The 18,531-nt window shown below is 47.9% G+C and carries 22 protein-coding genes and 3 tRNA genes; 13 read left to right on the top strand and 12 right to left on the bottom strand.

Going from position 1 to position 18,531, the window contains the following annotated elements:
- Positions 1–20 precede the first annotated feature (20 nt).
- Together ACLHV8_RS13575 and ACLHV8_RS13570 are read right to left on the bottom strand one after the other, a co-directional pair.
- On the bottom strand, positions 21–980 hold the full coding sequence (locus tag ACLHV8_RS13575) for a hypothetical protein (protein WP_208595302.1): 960 nt from the start codon (positions 978–980) through the stop codon (positions 21–23).
- Positions 973–3,369: a hypothetical protein gene (locus ACLHV8_RS13570; protein WP_208595303.1), complete on the bottom strand. Its 2,397-nt coding sequence runs from the start codon at positions 3,367–3,369 to the stop codon at positions 973–975. The genes ACLHV8_RS13575 and ACLHV8_RS13570 overlap by 8 nt, the downstream gene beginning before the upstream one ends.
- 238 nt (positions 3,370–3,607) lie before the next feature.
- On the opposite strand from ACLHV8_RS13570, the gene ACLHV8_RS13565 reads away from it, so the two are divergent.
- The 7 genes from ACLHV8_RS13565 (at position 3,608) to sdiA (ending at position 9,296) form a co-directional block, all read left to right on the top strand.
- Entirely contained in the window at positions 3,608–4,327 is a 720-nt protein-coding gene (locus ACLHV8_RS13565; RefSeq protein WP_028019580.1) for an RNA polymerase sigma factor FliA, read from the top strand.
- A gap of 54 nt (positions 4,328–4,381) precedes the next feature.
- Positions 4,382–4,933 carry a flagella biosynthesis regulatory protein FliZ gene (fliZ, locus tag ACLHV8_RS13560; protein WP_028019579.1) on the top strand — a complete coding sequence of 184 codons (552 nt, stop codon included), beginning with the start codon at positions 4,382–4,384 and terminating at the stop codon, positions 4,931–4,933.
- Between the two features lie 86 nt (positions 4,934–5,019).
- On the top strand, positions 5,020–5,820 hold the full coding sequence (gene tcyJ, locus ACLHV8_RS13555; protein ID WP_028019578.1) for a cystine ABC transporter substrate-binding protein: 801 nt from the start codon (positions 5,020–5,022) through the stop codon (positions 5,818–5,820).
- A 106-nt stretch (positions 5,821–5,926) separates the two neighbouring features.
- Entirely contained in the window at positions 5,927–6,913 is a 987-nt protein-coding gene (gene dcyD / locus ACLHV8_RS13550; RefSeq protein ID WP_208595304.1) for a D-cysteine desulfhydrase, read from the top strand.
- A gap of 21 nt (positions 6,914–6,934) precedes the next feature.
- Positions 6,935–7,603, top strand: coding sequence for a cystine ABC transporter permease (tcyL, locus tag ACLHV8_RS13545; RefSeq protein ID WP_028019576.1), 669 nt, complete (start codon positions 6,935–6,937; stop codon positions 7,601–7,603).
- Positions 7,600–8,352 carry an L-cystine ABC transporter ATP-binding protein TcyN gene (gene tcyN, locus ACLHV8_RS13540; RefSeq protein WP_023312288.1) on the top strand — a complete coding sequence of 251 codons (753 nt, stop codon included), beginning with the start codon at positions 7,600–7,602 and terminating at the stop codon, positions 8,350–8,352. Before tcyL ends, tcyN begins: the two co-directional genes overlap by 4 nt.
- A gap of 221 nt (positions 8,353–8,573) precedes the next feature.
- Complete coding sequence (gene sdiA, locus ACLHV8_RS13535; RefSeq protein WP_208595305.1) at positions 8,574–9,296, top strand: transcriptional regulator SdiA; 723 nt, start codon at positions 8,574–8,576, stop codon at positions 9,294–9,296.
- 66 nt (positions 9,297–9,362) lie between these two features.
- Here sdiA and ACLHV8_RS13530 read toward each other — a convergent pair whose 3' ends face one another.
- Positions 9,363–9,587: a DUF2594 family protein gene (locus ACLHV8_RS13530; RefSeq protein ID WP_014832453.1), complete on the bottom strand. Its 225-nt coding sequence runs from the start codon at positions 9,585–9,587 to the stop codon at positions 9,363–9,365.
- Between the two features lie 466 nt (positions 9,588–10,053).
- On the opposite strand from ACLHV8_RS13530, the gene uvrY reads away from it, so the two are divergent.
- The 6 genes from uvrY to ACLHV8_RS13500 all read left to right on the top strand — a co-directional run bounded on the left by uvrY (position 10,054) and on the right by ACLHV8_RS13500 (position 13,590).
- Positions 10,054–10,710 (top strand): UvrY/SirA/GacA family response regulator transcription factor, encoded by a 657-nt coding sequence (uvrY, locus tag ACLHV8_RS13525; protein ID WP_028019574.1) that lies wholly within the window; start codon positions 10,054–10,056, stop codon positions 10,708–10,710.
- Complete coding sequence (gene uvrC, locus ACLHV8_RS13520; RefSeq protein ID WP_208595306.1) at positions 10,707–12,539, top strand: excinuclease ABC subunit UvrC; 1,833 nt, start codon at positions 10,707–10,709, stop codon at positions 12,537–12,539. The genes uvrY and uvrC overlap by 4 nt, the downstream gene beginning before the upstream one ends.
- A gap of 56 nt (positions 12,540–12,595) precedes the next feature.
- The gene (gene pgsA, locus ACLHV8_RS13515; protein WP_028019572.1) at positions 12,596–13,144 is read left to right on the top strand and encodes a CDP-diacylglycerol--glycerol-3-phosphate 3-phosphatidyltransferase; all 549 of its coding nucleotides are present in this window, start codon (positions 12,596–12,598) and stop codon (positions 13,142–13,144) included.
- Between the two features lie 152 nt (positions 13,145–13,296).
- Positions 13,297–13,372, top strand: a tRNA-Gly gene (locus ACLHV8_RS13510).
- Positions 13,373–13,418: 46 nt separating this feature from the next.
- Positions 13,419–13,492: transfer RNA gene (locus tag ACLHV8_RS13505), tRNA-Cys, on the top strand.
- Between the two features lie 11 nt (positions 13,493–13,503).
- Positions 13,504–13,590: transfer RNA gene (locus tag ACLHV8_RS13500), tRNA-Leu, on the top strand.
- 126 nt (positions 13,591–13,716) lie between these two features.
- Here ACLHV8_RS13500 and ACLHV8_RS13495 read toward each other — a convergent pair.
- From ACLHV8_RS13495 to ACLHV8_RS13455, 9 genes are all read right to left on the bottom strand, one after another.
- Entirely contained in the window at positions 13,717–14,727 is a 1,011-nt protein-coding gene (locus tag ACLHV8_RS13495; RefSeq protein WP_410376959.1) for a tyrosine-type recombinase/integrase, read from the bottom strand.
- A complete protein-coding gene (locus ACLHV8_RS13490; protein WP_016063584.1) occupies positions 14,727–14,954 on the bottom strand; it encodes a DUF4224 domain-containing protein in 228 nt (75 codons plus the stop codon). Before ACLHV8_RS13490 ends, ACLHV8_RS13495 begins: the two co-directional genes overlap by 1 nt.
- Before the next feature lie 33 nt (positions 14,955–14,987).
- The gene (locus ACLHV8_RS13485) at positions 14,988–15,257 is read right to left on the bottom strand and encodes a hypothetical protein (RefSeq protein WP_410376958.1); all 270 of its coding nucleotides are present in this window, start codon (positions 15,255–15,257) and stop codon (positions 14,988–14,990) included.
- Between the two features lie 66 nt (positions 15,258–15,323).
- Positions 15,324–15,605, bottom strand: coding sequence for an ASCH domain-containing protein (locus ACLHV8_RS13480; RefSeq protein ID WP_410376957.1), 282 nt, complete (start codon positions 15,603–15,605; stop codon positions 15,324–15,326).
- On the bottom strand, positions 15,605–16,411 hold the full coding sequence (locus ACLHV8_RS13475; RefSeq protein WP_410376956.1) for a hypothetical protein: 807 nt from the start codon (positions 16,409–16,411) through the stop codon (positions 15,605–15,607). Before ACLHV8_RS13475 ends, ACLHV8_RS13480 begins: the two co-directional genes overlap by 1 nt.
- The gene (locus ACLHV8_RS13470; protein ID WP_410376955.1) at positions 16,408–16,734 is read right to left on the bottom strand and encodes a hypothetical protein; all 327 of its coding nucleotides are present in this window, start codon (positions 16,732–16,734) and stop codon (positions 16,408–16,410) included. Before ACLHV8_RS13470 ends, ACLHV8_RS13475 begins: the two co-directional genes overlap by 4 nt.
- Positions 16,731–17,051 carry a hypothetical protein gene (locus tag ACLHV8_RS13465; protein WP_410376954.1) on the bottom strand — a complete coding sequence of 107 codons (321 nt, stop codon included), beginning with the start codon at positions 17,049–17,051 and terminating at the stop codon, positions 16,731–16,733. The genes ACLHV8_RS13470 and ACLHV8_RS13465 overlap by 4 nt, the downstream gene beginning before the upstream one ends.
- Positions 17,048–17,878 carry a chromosome partitioning protein ParB gene (locus ACLHV8_RS13460; RefSeq protein ID WP_410376953.1) on the bottom strand — a complete coding sequence of 277 codons (831 nt, stop codon included), beginning with the start codon at positions 17,876–17,878 and terminating at the stop codon, positions 17,048–17,050. Before ACLHV8_RS13460 ends, ACLHV8_RS13465 begins: the two co-directional genes overlap by 4 nt.
- Positions 17,878–18,237 carry a hypothetical protein gene (locus tag ACLHV8_RS13455; RefSeq protein WP_410376952.1) on the bottom strand — a complete coding sequence of 120 codons (360 nt, stop codon included), beginning with the start codon at positions 18,235–18,237 and terminating at the stop codon, positions 17,878–17,880. Before ACLHV8_RS13455 ends, ACLHV8_RS13460 begins: the two co-directional genes overlap by 1 nt.
- Between the last annotated feature and the right edge of the window lie 294 nt (positions 18,238–18,531).

Genomic DNA, 18,531 nt, shown 5'->3' with positions numbered 1-18,531 from the left:
AAACACCATCATACACTAAATCAGTAAGTTGGCACCATTACCTTCTCTTCTGTTTTTATAATATAAGGTGAATTAGGTAATTTAATTCCTGTATTATCATATAATGATAGCGGGTGCTCCTGATAAGTGATATAAATTTTTCTTTTGATGCACTGTTTGATTATCGCGTTTATCTTTTCATTAACTTCATCAGTTTTCAGTTTATTGATGGCACGGTATCGGCTATTACTATGCTTAACAGCAAGTCCGAGAGGCCCATGATTGAATATCGCGATAATAGCGCTTTTTTCAGGAATACCATACTCTGCTTTGAATCGAACAGTTTCTTTAAAAGCAGTTGAGTGGTACTTTCCGACAAGATTATGCTTATCAAGTACTATGGATTTTAGTTTCTCCCACAATTCAGGTTCAGGCACGTATTTATCATATAAATTCTCTATCATCAAGCTTGTTAATAATTCTGATTGAAGGTAATTATCCCCAATATCCATCATCAATGTATTTTTTAGGAATCCACGCTCCATTGACCAAAAAGGGATACCTCTCTGTAATGCAATATTACGTAGAATCCAATTTGTTATATCATTACTTTGCCAACCAATTATAGTTGCTGGCTTAATGGCGGTGATCAACTCACTATAAAATGCTATGCCACAATTAGCAATTTCATGTGAAATAGATAGACTACAATGATATTGCGTAGATAATGAGCTAAGAATATCCTCCGTAGCAATAAAATTAGAATTTTGCAGAACAATATTATTGGCATCTTGGTGATATAAATCCGCAATGTGATAGTGTATGGGGATTGTAAAAAAAGACGCATCAGGTAGTTCTGTAGTAGTTGCAACAATTAAATGCATTTGTTTTTTTTGAAGTTCTAAAGACAGAGTTTCCCAGAATAAAAAAACACTATCATCTACTTCAACAGGTACATTATTAAATGCTAAAACAAGCCCATTGGAGAAAAAATCATCCATTTACAATCTCCGCGTCACAGCTATCGCCAATGGGGCGATATACAATATGAATAACATCATCATTGCGGGAATTGCGAGGTCTGAAGTATAAAATCGAGGTAGGGGTAAGGCCTGTGATTATACCTTTTACCACATCAGCGCCATCTATAAACCAATCATTATTTATAGTTAGCTCTTGCATTTGAGAATCATTGTATATTTTGTATACGAGATTTGTTTTGATTCTGGATACAGAGATCAGTTCTATACCATTATACTTATCATTCAATTTCATTACTATTTCTGCCGTAACTATAGGAATGTAGAGAGAGTAACATCCTTCATGAGTATACATAGCGGTTAATTTTTTTGTAACAACAGTAGTGTTGTTAATATAAAGAACATCAACCATTTTCTTGCGGTAGGAAGCATCGGTTAAGGACCAAGTAAGCCCATAGCGATAACTGCTTAGGAGTGCGATAGATTGTTCTATACCACCATAACGTAATTCTGTTGGGGTATTAGTAATATTTATATTGGCATTACTATCAGTTAGTAAAGAAGGTCCGAATTTTTTCATCTGATAATTATGTTTACTTAGATTGTAGAGTGTTGAAGTCTGTTCAGAGCCAAGATTGATATCGAATTTCATATTACTGAAGCAGCGTATTTCGTTTTCTGTTGGGAAATAAATAAAACGGAATAAGTCAATGATTGAGGAAGTAATTTCATACTCCGCTTCGTATGCCAAATTGGTAGCGGGTGAACCGATAAAATATAATGCTTCGTTCTGTATCTCTCTTATTAAAGATAGATGCTTCTGACTGATGCTTGGTTCTTCGCCTACAGGAATACCTTCGTCAGTATAATCTACAGTTGAATTCCTATGAGATGAGCAAAGGGATTCATAAATTGCAATATGGTTTGTCAAGGCTTTTATTGTACGGCAGTCAAAAGTCTCAGGGTTCACCATCCCCGTTCGGTTATTTTTCCATTCTGGGGTATATGAAACAATCATGTAACAACCAGAAATACTAATAGATAACTCTTCTTGTAAAATTGTTTGCAATAAATTCTGTGTTGTGCCTTCGTAACCTAAATCAACTAATAATAAGTGATCTCCAGCCTTAATTCCCGTACTGTTTATAATGTGTTTAATTAGCTTTTTACGATATTGCTTGGAATTATAAATAATATGCTGTGTATAATTTTCACTGAGAATTATTTTTATTAGCTCATTGATTTTATAGCTTCCTTGGTTAATATTTTTTTTAAGTGGCATCATCTCTTTTTGATTAATACCAAAGTGTTTGGACACTAAATTTAGTGTCTCATCATTAACATATTGATTCGCAATGTCATCATCTATATTATTAAAAAGAGTAATGAGATGGTCACTAACACTTTCTTTTGATATGAAACTTGCGCGAATAGAACACAAACGAGAAATATTAAGATCATGCGTTTCTATTTCCGGGTATAAAATATTAAATGCTGAGCGTGGCATAAAACCATCCCGCATTAAAAAAGCAACTTTTGTATTATTTTTCTTTTTATAATCTTCAAAAATTTTCTTTGCAAAGCTACGCAGCGTTGGACCGAGAACACTCCAGCCAATTAATTTTTGTGGCGATGTATCATCATCGACATTTTCTGAAAACCAACCATGCCACAAGTTAGGGATAGGTGCTTCCTTGCGTAATTTAGGGAAGATGAGAGTCGCTACGCTCTCTCGTTGTCTAAAAACTTTATTTATTTCCTTATGAGTATGGCGAAAATGAATGGCTTCAATGCCCAATTTATTTGGTGAAATAAAATCAGCTGCTTTATTATCACCGATGTGAATTAACTGCGCAGCAGGTATTTTTTCTTTATTTAAAACTTTACCCCATAGTCCTGTCGTCTTTCCAACACCGTGTTCGCTGGAACAATAGATATCATCAATTAAATCTGAAACTTCAGGTGACAACGATGTTATAATATGCCTTAATTGTGTTTTATTAAAGTAAGTGTCACTGACAATGATGGTTTTATATTTTTTCTCTTTCGCAAGCTTCAATATATTTATGGTTGGCGCATGTAGAAAGCCATGTTTTATTTCTGCGGCAATCTCTTTTTGAATATATTCATCAAGAATGATCGGATTGTCTAATGGGAATAATTGCTTGTATATTTCAGCTAGATTTACCTCTGAGTGACCACAATTAAGCATTTTTTTCGCGCGTGCACGTTGCTCAGCTTGTACCCGACTGACAATATCTATTGACGGGTCAATGACGGTAAAAACATCTATAGGCGAAGCCGTTTTTCGCCAGAAAAGAGTATCGAAGCAATCAAACGAAATTACTCTGGCATTAGTATCTGCAATATATTCATAAAGTTTAGTTAAAGATGTGTATTCTGCTTTCATGCTCGTCACCTAAGGCAAATGAAGTCTATTGTCGCGGTTGCTTGAGCAAAGTTATGCATCGAAAAACGAGGTTAATTTCCTTTTGTTCATACGATTCGTGCATGGTGGCGCTTCAACAGTGCTTGAAATTTTTTTAGTCTCCAAATAACCCCTCATTTCACCCACTATTCACCCGATTAAAACCTCTGCAGAATCGGATAATCATGCCGATAACTCAACTAACGCAGGGCTGTTTATCGTGAATTCACTCTATACCGCTGAAGGTGTAATGGATAAACACTCGCTGTGGCAGCGTTATGTCCCGCTGGTGCGTCACGAAGCATTGCGCCTCCAGGTGCGCTTGCCGGCGAGCGTGGAACTGGACGATCTGCTACAGGCGGGCGGTATCGGGTTATTGAATGCAGTTGACCGATACGACGCTCTGCAAGGAACGGCATTTACGACTTACGCAGTTCAGCGTATTCGTGGTGCGATGCTGGACGAACTGCGCAGCCGCGACTGGGTGCCGCGCAGTGTTCGCCGTAACGCCCGCGAAGTGGCGCATGCGATAGGGCAGCTGGAACAGGAACTGGGACGTAACGCAACGGAAACTGAAGTGGCGGAACGTCTTGGCATTGCTGTTGAAGAGTATCGTCAGATGTTGCTCGATACCAACAATAGCCAACTCTTCTCTTATGACGAGTGGCGCGAAGAGCATGGCGATAGCATCGAGCTGGTGACGGATGAGCATCAGCAAGAAAACCCGTTACACCATTTAATGGAAGGCAATTTACGCCAGCGCGTAATGGAAGCGATTGAAGCTTTACCGGAACGCGAGCAACTGGTGTTGACCCTTTATTACCAGGAAGAGCTAAACCTCAAAGAGATTGGCGCTGTTCTGGAGGTGGGAGAATCGCGGGTGAGCCAGTTGCACAGCCAGGCCATTAAACGCTTACGAACAAAGCTGGGTAAGTTATAGGTGATTAATTCACCTGGGAAATGCCGCACAACGTATTGACAACCAGGAGTTATCATGACGGTGCAGCAATCTAAAAGACGGCCTTTAAGCCGCTACCTGAAAGACTTTAAACACAGCCAGACGCATTGCGCCCACTGTAACAAGTTACTCGATCGTATCACGCTGGTTCGTCGTGGCGAAATCGTCAATAAGATCGCGATTTCTCGTCTCGACACGTTGATGGATGAATCAGCATGGCTCGAAGAACAGAAAGAGTGGGTGGCGCTTTGCCGTTTCTGTGGCGATCTCCACTGCAAAGAGCAAAGCGACTTCTTCGATATTATCGGCTTCAAACAGTTCCTGTTTGAACAAACGGAGATGAGCCATGGGACCGTTCGCGAATATGTCGTTCGCCTGCGTCGCCTCGGGCAACATCTGACCGTAAACAACATTTCCCGCGATCTGCTGAAGACCGGTTATCTGGATGAAAATCTGGAGCCGTGGCTGCCTGCAACCAGCACCAACAATTACCGTATTGCGCTGCGCAAGTATGCACAATACAAGGTGCAAATGCCGGGTGTTATGAAGCAGAAAGCGCTCGCCGGAACAACTTCTGATATATATTAAAAAAGAATAAGATGTAGCGCAGTCGCCTTTGACGTTGCAGGCGATTTCTCTACACTACGTAAAAATTCCACTATATCGGGGTATTTATGAAATTTGCACTTCTGGGTCGTCAGGCGCTGATGGGTGTTATGGCCGTTGCGCTGGTTGCGGGCATGAGCGTGAAAACGTTCGCCGCAGAAAACCTGCTGAATAAAGTAAAAGAGCGCGGTACGCTGCTGGTCGGGCTGGAAGGAACGTATCCTCCGTTCAGCTTCCAGGGCGATGACGGTAAGCTGACCGGTTTTGAAGTGGAGTTTGCAGAAGAACTGGCGAAGCACCTTGGCGTTAAAGCGTCCCTGAAACCGACCAAATGGGACGGTATGCTGGCGTCGCTGGATTCCAAACGTATTGATGTGGTGATTAACCAGGTGACCATTTCTGACGAGCGTAAGAAGAAGTATGACTTCTCTACGCCGTACACCGTGTCCGGTATTCAGGCGCTGGTGAAGAAAGGCAACGAAGGTACCATCAAAACCGCTGCAGACCTGAAAGGGAAGAAAGTCGGTGTGGGTCTGGGAACCAACTACGAAGAGTGGTTGCGCCAGAACGTTCAGGGCGTGGATATCCGCACCTATGATGATGACCCGACGAAATACCAGGACCTGCGCGTGGGCCGTATTGACGCGATTCTGGTTGACCGCCTGGCGGCGCTGGATCTGGTGAAGAAAACCAATAATACCCTGGCAGTAGCGGGTGATGCGTTCTCTCGTCAGGAATCAGGTGTGGCCGTTCGTAAAGGCAACGAAGACCTGGTAAAAGCCATTGATACCGCGATTGCTGACATGCAGAAAGACGGAAGTCTGAAAGCACTCTCTGAGAAGTGGTTCGGGGCAGACGTCACGAAATAAGTTTCTGACGTTAAAAAAGGCGCTTTTAAAAGCGCCTTTTTTATTTCTTACGCGTCTGCGTGCATAATGAAAAATATCACATTTTGTCTGAGCTACCGGAGAACCCATGTCACTACAGAATTTAACGCGCTTTCCTCGCCTGGAGTTTATCGGCGCACCGACTCCGCTGGAGTATCTGCCGCGATTTTCTGATTATTTAGGACGCGATATTTTTATTAAGCGTGATGACGTGACGCCAATGGCAATGGGTGGCAACAAACTGCGCAAGCTGGAGTTTCTGGCGGCTGATGCGCTGCGCGAAGGGGCGGATACGCTCATTACTGCCGGGGCTATTCAGTCCAACCACGTTCGTCAGACGGCGGCAGTGGCAGCAAAACTCGGGCTCCATTGCGTGGCCTTGCTGGAAAACCCGATTGGGACGCGGGCAGAAAACTATCTGACCAACGGTAACCGTCTGCTGTTAGATCTCTTTAACGTGCAGATTGAGATGGTGGATGCCTTGAACGACCCGACCGCACAGCTTGATGAACTGGCAACACGTCTGGAAGCGCAGGGCTTTCGTCCCTACGTTATTCCTGTCGGTGGCTCGAACGCGCTGGGTGCGCTGGGGTATGTGGAAAGCGCGCTGGAAATTGCTCAGCAGTGCGAGGGCGCGGTTAACCTCTCATCCGTCGTGGTGGCCTCAGGCAGTGCGGGCACGCATGCCGGGCTGGCGGTGGGGCTGGAGCAGTTGTTGCCCGATGCTGAGCTGATTGGCGTGACGGTCTCTCGTAGCGTCGCGGACCAGAAACCGAAAGTGGTCACCTTGCAGCAGGCGGTAGCGGAACAACTGGAGCTCAAGGCAAAGGCCGATATTGTGCTCTGGGATGACTACTTTGCGCCGGGTTATGGCACGCCTAACGAAGAGGGCATGGAAGCGGTTAAGCTACTGGCTCGCCTTGAGGGTATTTTGCTTGATCCGGTCTATACCGGTAAAGCGATGGCCGGGCTTATTGACGGCATTGCACAGAAACGCTTTAAGGATGAAGGGCCAATTTTATTTGTCCATACAGGTGGCGCGCCCGCGCTGTTTGCCTACCATCCTCATGTCTAAAAATCAGGTCGAAAAATAATAATGCAAGAAAGTATTCAACTGGTTATTGATTCGCTGCCGTATCTGCTGAAAGGTGCGGTATTTACGTTACAACTCAGTATTGGCGGGATGTTCTTTGGGCTGGTGCTGGGCTTTGTGCTGGCCTTAATGCGCATGTCACCGGTTTTACCGGTGCGTTGGCTGGCGCGTTTTTATATCTCTGTGTTTCGCGGCACGCCACTTATCGCTCAGCTCTTTATGATTTACTACGGTTTACCGCAGTTTGGTATCGAGCTGGATCCGATTCCGGCGGCAATGATTGGCCTGTCGCTTAATACCGCGGCATATACCTCAGAAACGCTGCGTGCGGCCATCTCCTCTATTGACAAAGGACAATGGGAAGCCGCCGCCAGTATCGGGATGACGCCATGGCAGACGCTGCGTCGGGCCATTCTGCCGCAGGCCGCGAGAGTCGCGCTTCCGCCACTCAGCAACAGCTTCATCAGTCTGGTGAAAGATACTTCTCTGGCGGCGACGATTCAGGTGCCGGAGCTGTTCCGCCAGGCGCAGCTCATTACCTCGCGTACGCTGGAAGTCTTCACGATGTATCTGGCGGCCTCGCTGATTTACTGGGTGATGGCGACGGTGCTGTCTGCCCTGCAAAACTATTTCGAAAACCAGCTTAACCGCCAGGAGCGTGATCCAAAATGAGTGCTATCGACGTCAAAAACCTGGTGAAAAAATTCCACGGTCAAACGGTGCTCCACGGGATTGATCTGGAAGTTGAGCAAGGGGAAGTGGTGGCAATTATCGGACCGAGTGGTTCGGGAAAGACGACGCTGCTGCGCAGCATTAACCTGCTGGAACAGCCGGAAGGTGGAACCATCCGTGTCGGTGATATAACCATTGATACCGGCAAATCCATCAGTCAGCAGAAAGGGTTAATTCGCCGTTTGCGCCAGCATGTTGGCTTCGTTTTCCAGAACTTCAATCTTTTCCCGCACCGCACGGTGCTGGAAAACATTATTGAAGGGCCGGTAATTGTGAAAGGGGAATCAAAAGAGGAAGCAACAGTTCGAGCGCGTGAACTGCTTGCCAAAGTCGGGCTGGCGGGTAAAGAGACTAGCTACCCGCGCCGTTTGTCAGGGGGGCAACAGCAGCGCGTGGCAATCGCGCGCGCGCTGGCCATGCGTCCTGACGTGATCCTGTTTGATGAGCCTACCTCTGCACTCGACCCTGAGCTGGTGGGGGAAGTGTTGAACACTATTCGTCAGCTGGCTCAGGAAAAACGTACGATGGTTATCGTGACACATGAAATGAGCTTTGCCCGCGATGTTGCCGACAGAGCCATCTTCATGGATCAAGGGCGAATTGTGGAGCAGGGGCCGGCGAAAAGCCTGTTTGCTAACCCTCAGCAGCCGCGAACTCGCCAGTTCCTGGAAAAATTCCTCATGCAGTAGCATTTTTGCACTAATTTGCTCCAGGAATTTAGCCTGGGGCAAATTATTCTCCTTTATCGCCTTATCCCATGTTTTTTTATTCCATCCAGCTCGGATAAACCTTATCAATAGTAAAGTTAATTGTGCTATTGCCGATATTTTGTAGTTAGAAATAAGTTTTATGTGTTAATTTATATTCACCATAATAATGATTATCTTTTCAGAGGCTTCATTTAGTAAGTATGAAGGATTCAGACTTTTTCACCTGGCGACGGGATTGCTCCCTCCGGTTTCAGGAATTGACCTGTGCCGACGAGGTATATCAGGAACTACAGAGACAAACTCAGGCGCTTGAATTTGATTATTACGCACTCTGTGTGCGTCATCCCGTGCCATTTACGCGTCCTAAGATTGCAGTGCATACCACTTACCCAAAGCAGTGGATGGCGCAATATCAATCTGCGAACTATTTCACGGTTGATCCAGTGTTAAAACCCGAGAATTTCATTCATGGTCATTTACCCTGGACCGATGAATTATTTGCGGATGCTCAGGAATTATGGAGCTGCGCGCAAGACCACGGTTTACGTAAAGGAATAACGCAGTGTCTGATGCTGCCGAATCACGCACTCGGTTTTCTGTCGGTTTCCCGTACTAGTGTGCTGGAAATACCCTTAGCCAGCGAAGAAATAGAATTACGCTTGCAGATGCTGGTACAAATGGCCTTAACCACGCTGACCCGTTTTGAAGATGAGATGGTCATGCAGCCTGAAATGAAATTCAGCAAGCGTGAGCGCGAAATTCTGAAATGGACCGCGGAAGGGAAGACGTCAGCGGAAATAGCGATCATTCTTTCAATTTCGGAGAATACCGTTAACTTCCATCAGAAGAATATGCAGAAGAAATTCAACGCGCCAAACAAGACGCAGATTGCGTGCTATGCGGCGGCAACGGGACTGATCTGATTAAACTCTACGTTCTGCGTGCCAGACGAGCTAACGGCTGAATGCAATGCATCCAGCCGTTTTTTATTACTGGCGGTAGGCTTGTTTGATTTGCTTAACGGTGTTGGCAAATACCGCTGATTCCGCCTGGTCTTCCATCTGCGCGATTTGTTTTTCCATTTTAATGATCACACGACCGGCATCAGCCTGGCCCATCGCCTGTAGCATCAGTGTTAGCAACGCCTTCAGACAGTTTACTTCCTGTGCCAGTTCCTGGTTATTCTCCGCAGTGGCAAATTCAGGTGTGCTCATTTATTTTCCTCATTATTAAACGGCGCTAAAGCGCGACGACGAAAGTCAAGGCGGCGGAGTATACCACAAGCTGCAGCAAAAAATGCAGCGGTTGTTTTTCGTACTTTTACGCAGATGTTTAATTGCGTAAACAGAGCGTGCCCGTAAACTGAGCGACAGCCAGTGGCTATTAATTGTTTATGTCCGGTTCGCTTGCCGTTAATTATTGTTACAAAAATTTGAACGCTGTTTTCTGGTGGGGAATCTCTGCAATTTTTTTGTAACTATTTGAATACAGATGCTTAAAAATAGCCGCAAAAGCCCTGAATGCACGGACCCGCTTTCCAGAGCCTGTACAGGCTAATTTCCAGAAACGAGAGCAAAATCGAATAGCCAGTTTTTTAACGTTTTAATCTTGCGAGGAAAACCGTTAATATAAACCAAATTATCACTCAGTAGCGTTATCCCTATTCTGGAGACATTTCCTTTGATCAACGTCCTTCTTGTTGATGACCACGAACTGGTGCGCGCAGGGATACGACGCATTCTTGAAGATATTAAAGGTATTAAAGTTGCCGGTGAGGCGTGCTGTGGGGAAGATGCCGTAAAATGGTGCCGCACAAACTCGGCGGATGTAGTGCTGATGGATATGAACATGCCCGGTATCGGTGGACTCGAAGCAACACGCAAAATTGCGCGGACTTTCGTCGATACGAAAGTCATCATGCTGACCGTGCATACCGAAAATCCTCTGCCCGCGAAAGTGATGCAGGCGGGTGCTGCGGGTTACCTGAGTAAAGGTGCCGCACCACAAGAAGTTGTTAATGCTATCCGCTCTGTGTTTGCCGGACAGCGTTACATCGCCTCCGACATTGCTCAGCAGATGGCGCTAAGTCAGATCGAGCCTGAGAAAAACGAATCACCGTTCGCCAGTTTGTCTGAGCGTGAATTGCAGATTATGCTGATGATCACCAAAGGTCAGAAGGTGAATGAGATCTCGGAGCAACTGAATCTCAGCCCGAAAACGGTGAACAGCTATCGTTATCGGATGTTCAGTAAACTGAACATTCATGGTGATGTCGAACTGACTCATCTGGCCATCCGACATGGTTTGTGTAATGCGGAGACGTTGTTAAGTCAGTGAGCGATGTGTTCGATTCAAAAGCGTTTCTGAAAACCGTAACCAGCCAGCCTGGCGTCTATCGCATGTATGACGCTGGCGGCACGGTTATCTATGTGGGGAAGGCAAAAGATCTTAAAAAACGCCTCTCCAGCTATTTCCGCAGCAACCTTGCCTCCCGTAAGACCGAAGCATTGGTCTCACTCATTCAGAACATTGATGTCACCGTCACGCATACCGAAACCGAAGCGCTGCTGCTTGAACACAACTATATAAAGCTCTACCAGCCGCGCTATAACGTCCTGTTGCGTGATGATAAATCCTATCCATTTATCTTTCTGAGTGGTGATACCCATCCGCGTCTTGCTATGCACCGCGGTGCAAAGCATGCGAAAGGTGAATATTTTGGACCGTTTCCTAACGGCTATGCCGTTCGCGAGACGCTGGCGCTGCTGCAGAAAATTTTCCCTATCCGCCAGTGTGAAAATAGCGTCTACCGTAACCGATCGCGTCCGTGCCTGCAGTACCAGATTGGGCGTTGTCTGGGGCCCTGCGTTGCCGGGCTGGTGAGTGAAGAAGAGTATGCCCAGCAGGTTGATTATGTGCGCCTGTTTTTGGCTGGAAAGGACGATCAGGTATTAACGCAACTGATCGAACGGATGGAAAAAGCCAGCGCCGCACTCGAGTTTGAAGAGGCAGCGCGTATCCGCGACCAGATCCAGGCGGTGCGCAGAGTCACTGAGAAGCAGTTTGTCTCAAATACTGGTGACGATCTTGACGTCATCGGCGTGGCCTTTGACGCCGGGATGGCCTGTGTGCATGTTCTCTTTATTCGTCAGGGCAAAGTGCTCGGCAGCCGCAGCTATTTCCCAAAAGTGCCTGGCGGCACCGAGCTGGGTGAAGTGGTGGAAACCTTTGTCGGCCAGTTCTATCTGCAGGGGAGCCAGATGCGCACGCTGCCATCGGAGATCCTGCTTGATTTTAACCTCGGTGATAAAACGCTGCTGGCCGATTCGCTTTCTGAACTCGCCGGTCGTCGGGTTAACGTACAAACCAAACCGCGTGGCGATCGCGCGCGTTATCTGAAGCTGGCACGAACCAACGCGGCGACGGCGCTCACGACGAAGCTGTCTCAGCAATCTACGGTGAGCCAGCGCTTAACCGCCCTGGCGACGCTGCTGAAGCTGCCGGAAGTGAAACGTATGGAGTGTTTCGACATCAGCCATACGATGGGTGAACAGACGGTGGCGTCCTGCGTGGTGTTTGATGCCAATGGCCCACTGCGCGCCGAGTATCGCCGCTATAACATCACCGGCATCACGCCGGGTGATGATTATGCGGCCATGAACCAGGTGCTGCGCCGTCGCTATGGTAAAGCGATTGAAGAGAGCAAGATCCCGGATGTGATCCTGATTGACGGTGGGAAAGGGCAACTCGGCCAGGCGAAAGCGGTATTTGAATCGCTTGATGTCAGTTGGGATAAAAACCATCCGCTGCTGCTGGGTGTCGCAAAAGGGGCCGATCGCAAGGCTGGCCTTGAGACGCTTTTCTTCGAGCCGGAAGGTGAGGGCTTCAGCCTGCCGCCGGACTCCCCGGCGTTGCATGTCATTCAGCATATTCGTGATGAATCACACGACCACGCCATCAGCGGTCATCGCAAAAAACGGGCAAAGGTAAAAAATACCAGTACCCTGGAAACGATTGAGGGCGTGGGGCCAAAACGTCGTCAAATGCTGCTGAAATATATGGGCGGATTGCAAGGATTACTCAACGCCAGCATAGAGGAAATTGCAAAAGTGCCGGGTATTTCGCAAGGGCTGGCAGAAAAGATCTACTACTCGTTGAAACATTGAGGGCTCTGTAGCAACATAGAGCTAAATTTTACTGACAACAAACAGTTACCGTCATTATGCAATTTAATATCCCTACGTTGCTCACTCTCTTTCGTGTCGTGCTTATTCCGTTCTTTGTACTGGCGTTTTACCTGCCGGTTGTCTGGGCACCTTTCGCCTGTGCATTGATCTTCCTGATTGCAGCAGTCACCGACTGGTTTGATGGCTACCTGGCACGTCGCTGGAATCAAAGTACCCGTTTTGGTGCCTTTCTCGATCCCGTTGCTGATAAAGTGATGGTCGCTATCGCGATGGTGCTGGTGGCCGAGCATTATCATACCTGGTGGGTGACGCTGCCTGCGGCGACGATGATCGGCCGTGAAATTATTATCTCTGCACTGCGTGAGTGGATGGCCGAACTGGGGAAACGCAGCAGCGTGGCGGTCTCCTGGATTGGTAAAGTGAAAACAACCGCGCAAATGGCGGCACTGGTCTGGATGCTCTGGCGTCCGAACGCCTGGGTTGAGTGGGCGGGGATTGGTCTGCTGTGGGTTGCGGCAGTGCTGACGCTGTGGTCAATGCTGCAATATTTAAACGCTGCCCGCGGGGATTTGCTTGATCAGTGATCGTTTCGCCGTAATTTTCAGCAAACGATCCAGGGATGCAAAAAATAACGTTGACTCATAACGTCATATCAGTAGAATGCAACGCATCGAACGGCGGCACAGCAAGCCGGACGATAATGAAATCAAGTGGTTAGAAGTCAACTTGATGACATGCGGGAATAGCTCAGTTGGTAGAGCACGACCTTGCCAAGGTCGGGGTCGCGAGTTCGAGTCTCGTTTCCCGCTCCAGATTAAAGACATGCGCAGTAGCGGGTGTCAGTTTGAAAGATTTAACGGCGCGTTAGCAAAGCGGTTATGTAGCGGATTGCAAATCCGTCTAGTCCGGTTCGACTCCGGAACGCGCCTCCACTTTCTTCCCTGGCCGGATGGTGGAATCGGTAGACACAAGGGATTTAAAATCCCTCGGCGTTCGCGCTGTGTGGGTTCAAGTCCCACTCCGGCTACCATGGGAAAAATAGAATAAAATCAATGATAAGCAGTGTCGTATAAACCACCGAAAGGTGGTTTTTTATTGCTTATTTTTCGCCATTCGCCATTGTTTCGCCATTCATCTTCGCCATAGAAAGAGGGCATTACTGCCCCCCAACCACCGGGACTACAGATATTTTGCGGTTATATCGTGCAGTCTGCGAAGCATTTTTGTGGCCCGATATTTCCTGTTTTTCATGCAGCGTTCCTTCCAGATCAGATATCCCTTTAGCTTTCAGGTCATGGAACGTGAAGTTAAATTCGAGCTCAGGAAATTTTTCTGCGGCTAACTTTTTCGCCTTCATCCACTGAGCATTAAAAGCATCACGTGTATAACGAGAACCAGACTGCTGGTGGATTACGTAAAGGCTCACCATACCACTATTTAAAGGCAGAGAATCAGCCAGGGTGACCGCATTTGACAGGCGTACTGTCCACGCCTTTATCTGACTCACTGCCGTCTTACTTTGCTGAATTAAAATCCCTTCATCCAGTATCTGACTCTTTTTAAGATCCAGAATGTCTCCCTGGCGTGCGCAGCATAAATAGGCCAACTCCATGGCAATCTTCACCGCTACCGACGAAACGCTGAAGAGTGCATCATATTCTTTGTCCGTCACGTACCGGGTGCGCGCCTGCTCTTTAAACTGCTTCACACCCTGGCATGGATTCATTTTCACTTTGCCGCGCTCATATGCCCACCTGAACACCCTAGACATAAAGGCTTTCTCCCGGTTCGCCTGAACTCTGCTCTTAACCCCCCTCTTATCCATATACTTTCTGATGTGCTCTGGCTTGATATTTTCTGGTTTCATTTTTCCGAAAACGACATTTACCTTTGAACCATATTTCCGATAATCCTTTCTGGTCTCTGTTGCCAGCTCATGGAAGTCACCAGAGTTAAAAAACTCTTCGCATAGGGCATGGAAATTGGAACCAACCTTGATATCGTTGATGAAGTTTTCATAGACTGCCCAGACCTGAGACTTGGTTAGATCGTGGTTGCACAATCTGACTGTTCTTCCGTCAGGGGTTCTGAACTCATATGCTGATTTGCCCCGGCGAACGCGAGGCGGCATCCAGTTATCATCTGGGTTTTTGCGGATTCTGGGCATTACATGTCCTTAAAGTTTGGTTCTTCTTCCTCTGGATTGTTCACTACCAGCTTTAGGCCTGCAGGATTAGTTACATGATCCCATGTAGTTCCTGGCCTGCCGTCTTTTCGGGGCACGAAAAATACACCGCTTTCTTTCAGCGCTCGGCACTGAAGGGAAGGGCGACGATAACCAGTAAGCTGATAGAGGTCATCAGGGGTAAGAAAACGTTGGCTTTGTCCGCTCATCGTATAGCTCTCCACTTAACCGGCTGCACCCGGCTATCTATTATAGAAAATGCAAGATGAGCAACCACCACGGAGCCCATCATTGCAGGTACGACATCTTTTTGTTTCGGTGTAATAGAGCTGGTGGACCATTTCCTTTGGCATGAGAACCGGCATCGGTACGCGGATGACCAACTTTTTGAGGCTGTCGATTTCCCCGGCCAGCTCCAGCAGGCGGGAGCGGCAATCCTCTGCCTCATCCCGCCACCATGCCACGTCGGCTTTAAGGCGGCGCACGCGCCGCTGTTTAAGTTTGCTCACCATGGCAGCCACCCTATTTGCTGAAGTGCGCTAATTACCAGCAGCACGAACATTACTGCGTCGAATGGGTTAGGCATCGATATCAACCCTTATAGCGAATACATTCACGGGGTCTTCACCAAAATGCTTATGAATAATTGACTGCAGTTTGTATCCTCGATATGGGACATCAATCCGACGCTCTGAATCATCAGCGCGTGGATAACCGCGAGTAATAATCAGCCTGTCATATTCTCGGTTAACCAATCGCTTGCGCCAGTAATCATTGAGTAGTCGATAGTCAAACTTCTTCTCTCCGGACTTCATCTGGTCGAAGTATTCACCGTTAACAGCCAGTTGCAGGTTAGCCATCACTTAACCTCCTGCTGCGGTGCTGCTGGGTATGCGCTGCCTTCCTGCCCTGGCTCGTTGCTTCCGGTACATGCATTTCTGTGGTCATTGGCGTGCGGGCAGCGCTTATTGCCGCAATCAGGACAGACGACGAATCGCATGTCGGAAATTTTCACCGGGCGGCAGGTGTGGCACCAGCATTTGGTTGACGTTTCCGCGTTTTCCCGAAAATTGTTGGTTGACGAATTTGAGATTTCCCGAAAATCGGGTTCGGCACCCTGAAGCATGGCGGCGCGGACGGTTCGGGCAATGCGTTCGCGTAGCTGCTGCGTTCCGTGGTACTCGACCGCGATATTACGCAACTCGTTTACCAGTTCTCGTATCTGATGGTCTTTCATCGGTGTGGACGCTGGCACTTCTGCATACAGAGCCTGACAACTCCACCCAGACCACAGAGCTGCTTCTGCTTTCTCATCATCTTCAGGACGAACGAGCGTAACTTCTCTCGGATGTTTTCTGTGTGACCACAGCCAGGCTACGGGTTCAGCATTGGCTGGCGCTGGCGGAGCGGTATAGAACTTCGTTCCCAGCGGCATCATCTTCATTTTGTGGATGCCTTTGATATTTCGATAAGTTTGCTTCTCTGAAATGACAAGACCATCCATCATCATTCCTGACTGTTGCTCAATAACTTCGCCAACAGCCTCCGCTTCGAGCGATGCCAGCGCGATACGCGCCAGCTCGTGAACTTCCCATTGCTCTGCATTGGCCTGACAATCACTGCCTTCAGAATTGAACTGAACTCGTTCTTTGGTGATAGCGCTCATGATGCATCTCCTTTACCGGCTGCGGCGACCTTCACGCCAGCTTCTTCAAGCGCCCTGAAAAACTCAAGGCGGACACCAACCAGAATATCTTCACGCTCACGGTGAGTTACTTCGGCTAGGTAATCACGAAGCATTTTTAAATCAGGCAATTTCACCTCCCGCGCCTCCAGCTCAGCAATCCGTTTCTCTGCGGCTTCCAGCTCATCCAGCAGCGCCTCAGCCGCGATGTAAATCACTTGGCGATCGCGGTCAGCCGGGTCGCTGTAGTTCTCTTGCATGTACTGGAACTCTTCCCGTAATGCGCGTTTGTCGATGTTGCTCATTGTTCGGCCTCCGGATTGAACCTGCGCACAGAGAGAACCGGGCATTTTGTAATGCCACCGTCTTTCTCCCATCGTAATAGTGGGAATCGATATGCTTCAAAGTTAAGCCCAGCAGAGTGATCGCCCTGGAAGCATTTCTTACCAACTACCCACACATTTTCGAATCGTCGATTAAGACGAATTGCGGTCCTCCATCCGAATGCCGCGCCTGCACTAACGGCTGCATTTTTTGTTGGAAAAGTAGGTACGGATGATGCAATTTCATCGACTCGCACGCTAAGATGACAATCATCGATATAGCTAATTGAAGTGCTCACGACTGCACTCCTTTGCGAAGCTGGTCGGCGATGGCTTTGTGCTCATCAATAATTTGCGATGCTTCTGCATGAGCCAAACCTTCGAGAGAGATAACGCCTGTGTCACTTATCCCAGCCAGGCTAATCAGTTCAACAAGGCGACGCGCTTTCTTCACGCTAATTTCCGGCGCTATAACGCTGCGGGTAACTTTCTTCTTACCCTTTGCTGCAGCAGAAGCTTTATCCTTCTGAAGAACCTCACCGGCCTTCTCGCCGAACTCTTTTACGCGATCAACGGCAACATCTACGGACACGGTCCCGGATTTAACTTCTTTCTGAACGTCGTGGTTAGCTGTGCTGAGTAGCAGGAGCTTCTCGACAGTAGGAACAGACTTGTTGACCAGTTTTGCGATCTCGCTGGTGGTCTGATTGAAGGCGTTATGCAGCTCCTGAATAACTGCAGCCTGCTCCATATCGGAGAGCGGAAGTTGGTTGTTGCTGGTCATGATGCGCGCCAGGCGTTGCACATCGTTACCGTTGAACGGCATGATGTGAATGCGGTCCACTGGCTTTCCAGCTTCAGCGCAGCGTGCATAGCAGCGGCGACGGCGGTGACCTTCTACAACCCATACGCCACCTTCATCACGGGCGATAACTTCCAGTGGAGGGACAGCACCACCGTTCATTAGATAATGGAAAAGGTCGTCATCAGCCAGGCGGGTGCGCTCATCGTCTTCTCGTTTATTGAAACCTTCACGCACATGAATTTGATCGAGGCTGATAAACATCCCGGTATCGGTGCGCTTAATTACACCAGCCTTGGTCATCTGCTTGAATGAGTTAGCCATCAGAGAGCAACCTCGTTCTTCATGGAAATCACCACAGGAGGCAGTTCGCGCAGTTCGCGCTGTGCTTCCAGAAGATGCATATTGGTTCGGGTCTTAGTGTGGCGCTCCACAATGCGGTCGCACTCTTTGGCCCAACTCGCTACATCCTGGCGAAGGGCGGCATTCTGCTCGGCCAGTTCCTTACGCTGTGCCATCGCTTCGCACAGCACGATGCTGGTAATGTCCAGGCGATTAGCAAGCTCATTCATAAGCTGAGCTGAAGCAATAGGCAGGTACTTAGCTGCAGTACGCGCAGCGTCGATCAACTGCTCTCTGGTCATGCGTGGTTGTAACTCGGTGACGTTCTGTGTGTTCGTCATGGATAGTTTCTCCGTGTTATAAGCGCTCTGCACAGCGCTGAATTCATGGCCTTACAACTTAGAAGAGGCCGCCTTGGTCTTTAGGGGAGGTGCGTTTTCTCCGGGTGACTTCAGCTTTTGAAACCTGCTTGTCTGCCCAAGCTTTCGCGTGCCGCATCACATCATCGAAAATCGCGCCTTTCTTGCTGGCCTGTGACATGCGCTTATATAAATCAATCGCTTGCCATGCCCACCCCCTGAGCCACCGAAGAGGAAAAGCCTTGTTTAATCAGCTGTTCCCTCACGTTCTTCTCA

Source organism: Enterobacter sp. CPE_E863 (genome assembly GCF_046521465.1).
GTDB lineage: Bacteria > Pseudomonadota > Gammaproteobacteria > Enterobacterales > Enterobacteriaceae > Enterobacter > Enterobacter adelaidei.
Note: the sequence above shows the minus strand (reverse complement) of the source record. Positions and strands in the feature narration are given on the sequence as shown.

Bases quoted from the DNA above. Each gene is read 5' to 3' on its own strand.
- ACLHV8_RS13575 (WP_208595302.1), bottom strand. From the start codon at position 980: ATGGATGATTTTTTCTCCAATGGGCTTGTTTTAGCATTTAATAATGTA.
- ACLHV8_RS13570 (WP_208595303.1), bottom strand. From the start codon at position 3,369: ATGAAAGCAGAATACACATCTTTAACTAAACTTTATGAATATATTGCA.
- fliZ (WP_028019579.1), top strand. From the start codon at position 4,382: ATGACGGTGCAGCAATCTAAAAGACGGCCTTTAAGCCGCTACCTGAAA.
- tcyJ (WP_028019578.1), top strand. From the start codon at position 5,020: ATGAAATTTGCACTTCTGGGTCGTCAGGCGCTGATGGGTGTTATGGCC.
- dcyD (WP_208595304.1), top strand. From the start codon at position 5,927: ATGTCACTACAGAATTTAACGCGCTTTCCTCGCCTGGAGTTTATCGGC.
- tcyL (WP_028019576.1), top strand. From the start codon at position 6,935: ATGCAAGAAAGTATTCAACTGGTTATTGATTCGCTGCCGTATCTGCTG.
- tcyN (WP_023312288.1), top strand. From the start codon at position 7,600: ATGAGTGCTATCGACGTCAAAAACCTGGTGAAAAAATTCCACGGTCAA.
- sdiA (WP_208595305.1), top strand. From the start codon at position 8,574: ATGAAGGATTCAGACTTTTTCACCTGGCGACGGGATTGCTCCCTCCGG.
- ACLHV8_RS13530 (WP_014832453.1), bottom strand. From the start codon at position 9,587: ATGAGCACACCTGAATTTGCCACTGCGGAGAATAACCAGGAACTGGCA.
- pgsA (WP_028019572.1), top strand. From the start codon at position 12,596: ATGCAATTTAATATCCCTACGTTGCTCACTCTCTTTCGTGTCGTGCTT.
- ACLHV8_RS13495 (WP_410376959.1), bottom strand. From the start codon at position 14,727: ATGCCCAGAATCCGCAAAAACCCAGATGATAACTGGATGCCGCCTCGC.
- ACLHV8_RS13490 (WP_016063584.1), bottom strand. From the start codon at position 14,954: ATGAGCGGACAAAGCCAACGTTTTCTTACCCCTGATGACCTCTATCAG.
- ACLHV8_RS13485 (WP_410376958.1), bottom strand. From the start codon at position 15,257: ATGGTGAGCAAACTTAAACAGCGGCGCGTGCGCCGCCTTAAAGCCGAC.
- ACLHV8_RS13480 (WP_410376957.1), bottom strand. From the start codon at position 15,605: ATGGCTAACCTGCAACTGGCTGTTAACGGTGAATACTTCGACCAGATG.
- ACLHV8_RS13475 (WP_410376956.1), bottom strand. From the start codon at position 16,411: ATGAGCGCTATCACCAAAGAACGAGTTCAGTTCAATTCTGAAGGCAGT.
- ACLHV8_RS13470 (WP_410376955.1), bottom strand. From the start codon at position 16,734: ATGAGCAACATCGACAAACGCGCATTACGGGAAGAGTTCCAGTACATG.
- ACLHV8_RS13460 (WP_410376953.1), bottom strand. From the start codon at position 17,878: ATGGCTAACTCATTCAAGCAGATGACCAAGGCTGGTGTAATTAAGCGC.
- ACLHV8_RS13455 (WP_410376952.1), bottom strand. From the start codon at position 18,237: ATGACGAACACACAGAACGTCACCGAGTTACAACCACGCATGACCAGA.